Source organism: Arachnia sp., from assembly GCF_057238465.1.
This window is the reverse complement of the sequence record NZ_DBHHFZ010000002.1, coordinates 143,325-150,723: the sequence shown is the minus strand read 5'-3', so window position 1 is coordinate 150,723 and position 7,399 is coordinate 143,325. Positions and strand designations below refer to the sequence as shown.

The following is a 7,399-nucleotide window of genomic DNA, read 5'->3' as shown; positions in this document are numbered from 1 at the left end:
CCAGTCCCGGCCCGCCGAGTTCTTGAGCGTGGCCAAGGAACCGGAAACAAGCGAACCCACGCAACGGGCTCACCGTGTCGTGGGTTTGAGCGTGAGTTCACCATCGACCCCACCCGCGACTACCAACCCATCGGCCAAAGAAAAAACCTGAACCTCCAAAACGGAGGTTCAGGCCATACCAATGTCCTGAGACATCACATTGTCGGGCTGACAGGATTTGAACCTGCGACCCCTTGACCCCCAGTCAAGTGCGCTACCAAGCTGCGCCACAGCCCGAAACCGCTCAACGCGCGGCTCGGGTAGCTTAGCGGGTGAACGGCCGGGGACGCCAATCGGGCTCACCAGGAAGGTGCCGGGACCGTCTTGACGGACCCCGGCCGTACCCTTGTCACCATGAACCTGCGCCTCCGCTCCCTGCTCGTCGCCCTGGTGGGGTCGACGCTCCTGCTCTCAGCCTGTTCCCCGGGGAACACGACCCCCGGCAACGCCCCCGAGGAGACCACCCCTGCGGCATCCTCCGCCCAGGAAGCCTCACCCACACCGGTCGCACCGGCCGGGGCCCTGACCATCACGTCCTCGACGGACGCCGCCCTGCCCAGTGACCCCGTCACCCTGAGCCTGGAGAACGGCACCATCACCAACGCCACGGTCGCGGGACCGGGAGGCGCGGTGGAGGGCACCTTCGAGAAGGACTCCTGGACCCCCTCGCAGGCCCTCGAACTGAACACGGAGTACAAGCTCACCGCCACCGCCAGCGACGGCACGACGAAGGAGGCCAGCTTCAAGACGGTTTCACCGGGTTCCGCCGAGACCACTTTCAGCTTGCCCTACATGGATGACGACCTGGGCGTGGGGATGCCCGCGTACGTGAAGTTCAGCCGGGCCATCCCTCAGGAGTACCGCGCATCCATCGAGAAACACGCGAAGGTCACCGTCACCCCGGAGCAGGAGGGAGCGTGGGGCTGGATCAGTGACACCGAGCTGGTTTACCGCCCGAAGGAGTACTGGAAACCCGGAACGAAGGTTTCCCTGGATCTGAAGTGGCTGGGGGTGCAGGCAACCGAGAAAACCTGGCTGAAGAAGGACTCCGGCGGCACCTTCTCCATCAAGAACGTGTCGCGTGTCATCAAGGTGGACATCGCGAACTACACCACCACCATCGTCGACAACGGGGAAGTGGTCAAGACCCTGCCCTCCACCACGGGGAAGAAAGGTTTCGTCACCCGTTCCGGCACGAAACTGATCCTGGAGAAATACAACACCCTGAAGATGAACTCCGAGACCATCGCTATTCCCTCGGGCAGTTCCGAGGCCTACAACCTGAACGTGCGTTACGCCATGCGAGTCACCTGGACGGGGGAGTTCATTCACGCCGCCCCGTGGTCGGTTGGTTCCCAGGGGAAGGCGAATGTCAGCCATGGCTGCGTCGGGCTCAGCACCGACAACGCCGGATGGCTCTACGAGAGCACCAGCATCGGCGATGTCGTGGAGTTCACCGGGTCCGATCGGAAGATGGAACCCTCCGAGGGGATGGGAGTATGGCTCTACTCGTGGGAAGACTGGAAAGCGCTCTCGGTATCCGGCTCGTGAGTTGACCAAGGGCGATCCCGGCCCGGATTGCTAGGATGACTGCGCCCATGCCTGTCATTGTTCCCGTCATTCTTCTCGCGCTGGCCTTCGTGACCACCCCGCTGTTCGTCCGCTTCCTGGGACGGAATGCAGGGTGGCCCTTGGCGGCGCTCTACGTGGCGGCCGCTGTGTTCGAGGCCCCCGCCGCCGGTGCCGTGGCGGCGGGGGAGCGGCCGGCCTGGGCCGTGGACTGGCTGCCCGCCCTCGGTATCCGGCTGGCCTTCGCCGCGGACGGTCTGGGTATCGTTTTCAGCTTCATTGCGTTGCTGATCGGCGCGGTCGTGTTTGTTTACTCGACGCGCTACCTCTCGGTCGGCAGGAACTACGCCTTCTACCAGGTGATGACGGCCTTCACCCTCTCGATGCAGGCGCTCGTGCTCGCCGACGACCTGGTGTTGTTGTTCATCTGCTGGGAACTGACATCCTTGGCGTCCTTCCTGCTGATCGCGTCCGCCGGTAACGCGGGTGAGGGCGCCTCTATGCGCACCCTCCTGATCACATTTGTCGGTGGCGTCCTGCTGCTGATCGCGATCGCCGCCATCTGGTGGCGCACCGGCACCACCTCGCTGTCAGAGGTGTTCGCCCACGAGGTGTGGGCCTCCGACCCCGGGTTCACCACGGTGATAGCCGTCCTGGTGGCCCTGGCCGGGTTCACGAAGGCGGCCCAGTTCCCGTTCCACGTGTGGCTTCCGGACGCCATGGCCGCGATCACCCCGGTCAGTGCCTACCTTCACGCCGCGGCAGTCGTCAAGGCCGGTATCTTCCTGCTGCTGCGCTTCAGCCCCGTCCTCCACACAAACGGGGTCTGGAGCGGTCTTCTGGTCACGGTCGGGCTGGTGACCACCTGCGTTGGTGGATACTTCGCCCTGGAACAGACCGACGCCAAGAAACTGATGGCCTACTCCACGGTCAGCCAGCTGGGTCTGCTCACCGCGAGCATCGGGTTGGGAACCGAGGCCGGCATCGCGGCGGCGGTGCTGCACACCATCGCGCACGCCCTGTTCAAGTCCGGGCTGTTCATGATGGTGGGTGTCATCGATCACGCCACCGACACCCGCGATCTCCGTCGTTTCCCGCCCGGGCTCCACCGGCGGATGCCCTTCAGTTTCGCGGTGATGGCCCTGGGATGCGCGTCGATGGCCGGCATCCCCCCGATGCTGGGCTTCGTCTCGAAGGAGGCGATCCTGGCCTCCCTGCTGGGGGCCCCCGGAGCGTCGTGGACCGGTTGGGTGGCTTTCCTGGTGACCACCCTGGGTTCCGTGCTCACCTTCGTCTACTGCGCCCGTGTCCTGCTGGGCATCTTCTTCGACGGCACGGACGAGGACCGTTCCGTGCACATGCACGATCCGTTGCTCGCAGGAAGCGCGGCGTTGCCGATCCTGGTTTCCGTGCCCCTGGTCGCATGGCTCGGGGGACTGTCGGGTCCTGTGGCCTCGGCCGCCGGGGCGTCTCTCGGCGGGACGGCACCCGGGGTCCACCTTGCCCTGTGGCACGGCCCCGGCCCGGAGCTGTACGCGACGGCGGGCATCCTGCTCCTCGGTGGTGTCATGGCGTGGCGGCGCAAGCCCTTGGTCGACTGGGTGTTGCGGCATCGGTTCCCGCTCAACGGTTCCAAGGCCATGTGGCACATCTCGGAGTGGACCCGTCGTTTCGGCGCATTGCAGGCCCGTGCCGTCGCCTCGGACACCGCCACCCGGCACATCGTCCCGATCCTGGGTTCGCTGGGGGTGCTCGGCCTGGCGGGCAGCTGGGTGGCCCACCTCACCGGTCTCCGGGATCAGCAGCCGGGACTGACCAAGCCGATCGATGTCATCGTGTTCGTGCTCATCACCGCGGCCACCGTCGGGGTCTGCATCTCCGGGGTGCGCATCGCGGCGGTGCTGTCGTTGTCGGCGGTGGGAATCCTCGCGACGGTTCAGATCCTGGCCCTGGGCGCCCCCGACGTGGCCCTCACCCAACTGTTGGTGGAGAGCCTGAACATCATCGTGATCATGCTCGTGCTGCAGCGGCTTCCGGTTCGGTTCCCGGTGCGCAACCGGGGCCGGAACCTGGTGACCCTGGCCGCCTCCGTGCTGGTGGGCGGGGGGGTCGCGGCCCTCACGTGGGCCCTGACCGCGAGACGTGACAAGTCGGACCTGGCGAAGGAGTTCCTCGAACGCACGAAGGAACTGGCCTCGGGGGACAACGTCGTGAACGTGATCCTCGTTGAGTTCCGTGGATTCGACACCCTGGGTGAGTTGAGCGTGCTCGCCATGACGGCGGTGGCCATCCTGGCGCTGCTCTCGACGGTGAGGGACAGGTACATCGACCCGCCGGGAGACGACCCCTATCTGATTCCGGTGACGGCGTTGCAGATAAACCAGGATCCGCGGTCGCGCGCGCACCGCGCGATCATGGACGCCTGGCCCAACGCGGTCAGCCTCCAGGTGATGCTTCGTTTCATGACCCCGCTGCTGATGGTGATCTCCGCGGTCCTGTTCTGGCGTGGACACAACAGCCCGGGCGGAGGTTTCAACGCTGCCCTGGTGGCCTCCTCGCTGGTGGGGCTGATCTACCTCTCGACGTCCAAGGACCGTTCCGTCGGTCCGCCCCGGCTACCGCTGTTCCTGGTCGGTGGGGGAGTCATGCTGGCGGTTACCACCGGTTTCCTCGACCTGTTCCTGACCGGTTCCTTCCTGCAACCGATCCACGGGCAGATCCTGGGAACCCACCTGACCACCTCGATGATCTTCGACGCCGGCGTGTACTTGGCGGTTCTGGGGCTGATACTCGTCTCCTTCAATGTGCTGGGTGCCACCCGCGGCACCCGTGCCGGGGGTGAGGGAACTCGCGAACGCATCGACGAGTTGCTGGAGGGTGAACTCCCGGGGCCGCTGGAAACCGTGCGGGGGGAACGTCCCCGACGCCCCGCGATCCGGACCCGTTTCATCGCCGAGGGCACCCGCCCGAAGGAGACCAAGAAATGATCCTGATAGCCACGATCTTCGTTCTGGTCACCGGTGGGGTGTATCTGCTGCTTCAGCGATCCATGGTGCGTGCCGTGTTCGGGCTCGGGCTCTTGAGCCACGCCGTCAACTTCATCCTGCTCACCGCGGGTGTGCCGGGTTGGCGGACGGAACCCATCACCGACGGCACCAGCACGGTTACGGTGGCCGATCCGCTCCCGCAGGCCTTCGTGCTGACCGCGATCGTGATCACCCTGGCCACGAGCATTCTGATGCTCGCCATGGCCGTCATCGGGCGCAACGACAACATGTTGCGCCATCCCGAGACGGGGGAGACCCACCGCGCATGAACTCCGCCATCCTGCCCTTGTTCGTCGCCGTCCCGCTCCTGTCGGCGGGGGCCACGGTGCTGTTGCGGGGCCCCGTCGTGCAGCGCATCGTACTGCTGCTGGTGTCGACGGCGGCGCTCGTCGGAGGGGTGGCGCTCCTGGTGTTCCACCAGAACACCCCCGCCCTGGCGCACTCCATCGGTTCCTACAAGCAAAAGATGGGAATCGTCTTCGTCTCCGACACCCTGAGCGCCCTGCTGCTGGTGGTCACCGCTTTCCTGACGATGGTCTCCGGCATCTTCCTGATGCTCACCAAGGAGGACCGTTACCGTTTCGTGGTTCCCCTGATCCTGCTGCTCAGCACGGGGGTCAACGGGGCGCTCCTGACCGGTGACCTGTTCAACCTTTTCGTGTGGGTGGAAGTGATGCTACTGCCCTCCTACGCCCTGATCGCGGTTACCGGGTCCTGGCGAAGGCTCGGTATCGGGCGGATGTTCGTGATCGTGAACATAGTCACATCCACCATCCTCGTGATGGGTGTCGGTCTGCTCTACGGGGCCATCGGATCGGTGAACCTGGCGGCCCTGGCGGGCAGGGGCGGCGACCCCCAGGTCTCGCTTGCGACTTCACTCATCCTGTTCGCGCTGCTGGTCAAGGGGGGTGTGGTTCCCGTCCACGGCTGGCTGCCCCGCGCCTATCCCGCGACCTCCGCCGGAATCATGTCCCTGTTCTCCGGTATTCACACGAAGGTCGGCATCTACGCCGCCTACCGGGTCTATGCCACCGTCTTCGGTGGACCGGCCCCCTGGCTCCCGGTGCTGACGGCCGTGGTGGTGGCGACGATCGTCGTTGGTTCCTTCTCCACCTTCGGTGAATCCCGGATCCGCGGATCGCTGGCCTTCCAGATGGTCACGGGGGTCGGGCAGATCCTGATCGGTCTGGTGGTGCTGACCGAGTTCTCCGTGGCGGCGGGGCTTTTCTACATGGTCCACCACATGATCACCATGGCGGGCCTGGTGCTGGCCTCGGGCGCCGTCGAGAACGTCTACGGCTCGGGACGTTTCGACCGGCTCTCCGGGCTGATGCGCCGCGATCCGTGGCTCGCCGCCGTGTTCGCCCTCGGACTGGCCTCGCTGGTCGGGTTGCCACCGACCTCGGGACTGTGGGGAAAGGTCGGGTTGCTGGGGGCAGCCGCCCAGGCCGATCCGTTGACGGGCTGGCTTCTCATGGGTTGCGTCGCCCTGGCATCCGTCGCATCCCTGATGGCTCTTCAGCACCTGTGGCGTGAGGCCTTCTGGGGAGCGCCCATGAAGAACTACCTGCCCGACGACCCCACCACCTCGCGTGGCGTGCCGACCCCGATCGCCGACGACGCGAAGGTGTCCTGGAGGATGCTGTGGCCCTCGACCCTGTTGATCGGGATCTCCATGCTGCTGTTCTTCGGCGTCGGATGGGTGTGGCCGCTGTTCGAATCGGCCGCCCACGGATTGATGGACGTCTCCGCCTACGTGGCCTCTGTGGATGCGGTGAGCGAATGATGCGGGTTCTGAGACTGATTTCGTGGTTGTGGTACCTGACCACCCAGATCGTCATCGGGTCGTGGAACGTCGCGGTGGCGGCGTGGCGCCCCAAACCGATGGCCGGCCCCGCCATCGTGGAATACCCGATGCGCGCGACCACCGACTTCGAGATCGCCATGTTCGCATCCGCCATCACGATCACACCGGGCACCCTGGTGCTCGGTGTCTGTCCCGGCGACGAGACCCGGGGGCCCTCGGTGTTCGTCCATTCGCTGTTCGACTCGGAACGCGCCTCCGTACTCGACGGCCTGGCAGAGTTGGAATGGCACCTGCTGCACGCGCTGCGACGCCATGGGATGCCGAAGGGGGAGAAATGATTCTTGCGATCTGGATCGCGATCGGGCTGCTCGCCATCTCCGTTCTCCTGGGCCTGTTGCGGGTGGTGACCGCTCCTGATTCCGCGACGCGGGCCGTGGTGGGGGATCTGGTTTTCTTCTCCTGCATAGGGATCCTCGCCATGTTCGGGATGCTGCACCATTCCAACGTCTCGGTGGACGCCGCTCTGCTGGCATCGATACTGGGGATCCTGGCCACCATCGCGCTGGCGCGGATCATGACCAGAGGGAGGCGATGACGATGCTTGAAATCCTGGCCTCCGTGCTGGCGGTGCTGGGTGCCGTGCTCGTGCTGTCCGTCGCGGTGGCACAGTTCAGGGCCAGGGATGCCATCTCACGCATCAACGCGCTCGGGCCGGCGACCGCGCTGGGCCTGCCCCTGATCCTGGTGGCGGCCGCCCTCGGGTGGACCGCCACCGATGGTTTCGACCTGATGTTGTGGGCGAAAACCGCCGTCACCGTGATGGCCCTGCTGATCGTGAGCTCGGTGGCTTCGAACGTGCTTGCCCGCGCAACCGTCCGGACGGATGCCAAACTTGACCCGAGAACCGAACCCAACGACTTGAAAAGCGAGACATGAT

General features: G+C 65.5%; 7 protein-coding genes and 1 tRNA gene. 7 read left to right on the top strand and 1 reads right to left on the bottom strand.

The features are described 5' to 3' along the window. Positions 1-202 precede the first annotated feature (202 nt). Positions 203-276, bottom strand: a tRNA-Pro gene (locus ACO6D6_RS02960). A gap of 117 nt (positions 277-393) precedes the next feature. Here ACO6D6_RS02960 and ACO6D6_RS02955 point away from each other — a divergent pair. The 7 genes from ACO6D6_RS02955 to ACO6D6_RS02925 are packed head-to-tail and all read left to right on the top strand — an operon-like array spanning position 394 to position 7,398. Beyond that, entirely contained in the window at positions 394-1,590 is a 1,197-nt protein-coding gene (locus tag ACO6D6_RS02955) for a L,D-transpeptidase (protein WP_484783112.1), read from the top strand. A 47-nt stretch (positions 1,591-1,637) separates the two neighbouring features. Further along, positions 1,638-4,595 carry a DUF4040 family protein gene (locus ACO6D6_RS02950; RefSeq protein ID WP_484783110.1) on the top strand — a complete coding sequence of 986 codons (2,958 nt, stop codon included), beginning with the start codon at positions 1,638-1,640 and terminating at the stop codon, positions 4,593-4,595. Beyond that, positions 4,592-4,924 (top strand): sodium:proton antiporter, encoded by a 333-nt coding sequence (locus tag ACO6D6_RS02945; RefSeq protein ID WP_484783109.1) that lies wholly within the window; start codon positions 4,592-4,594, stop codon positions 4,922-4,924. Before ACO6D6_RS02950 ends, ACO6D6_RS02945 begins: the two co-directional genes overlap by 4 nt. Continuing rightward, positions 4,921-6,441, top strand: coding sequence for a monovalent cation/H+ antiporter subunit D family protein (locus tag ACO6D6_RS02940; protein WP_484783107.1), 1,521 nt, complete (start codon positions 4,921-4,923; stop codon positions 6,439-6,441). Before ACO6D6_RS02945 ends, ACO6D6_RS02940 begins: the two co-directional genes overlap by 4 nt. Next, complete coding sequence (locus ACO6D6_RS02935) at positions 6,438-6,800, top strand: Na+/H+ antiporter subunit E (RefSeq protein WP_484783106.1); 363 nt, start codon at positions 6,438-6,440, stop codon at positions 6,798-6,800. Before ACO6D6_RS02940 ends, ACO6D6_RS02935 begins: the two co-directional genes overlap by 4 nt. Further along, positions 6,797-7,057 (top strand): monovalent cation/H+ antiporter complex subunit F, encoded by a 261-nt coding sequence (locus tag ACO6D6_RS02930; RefSeq protein ID WP_484783104.1) that lies wholly within the window; start codon positions 6,797-6,799, stop codon positions 7,055-7,057. Before ACO6D6_RS02935 ends, ACO6D6_RS02930 begins: the two co-directional genes overlap by 4 nt. Before the next feature lie 2 nt (positions 7,058-7,059). After that, positions 7,060-7,398, top strand: a complete 339-nt coding sequence (locus tag ACO6D6_RS02925) for a cation:proton antiporter (protein ID WP_484783103.1) — start codon at positions 7,060-7,062, stop codon at positions 7,396-7,398. Position 7,399: the final 1 nt, after the last annotated feature.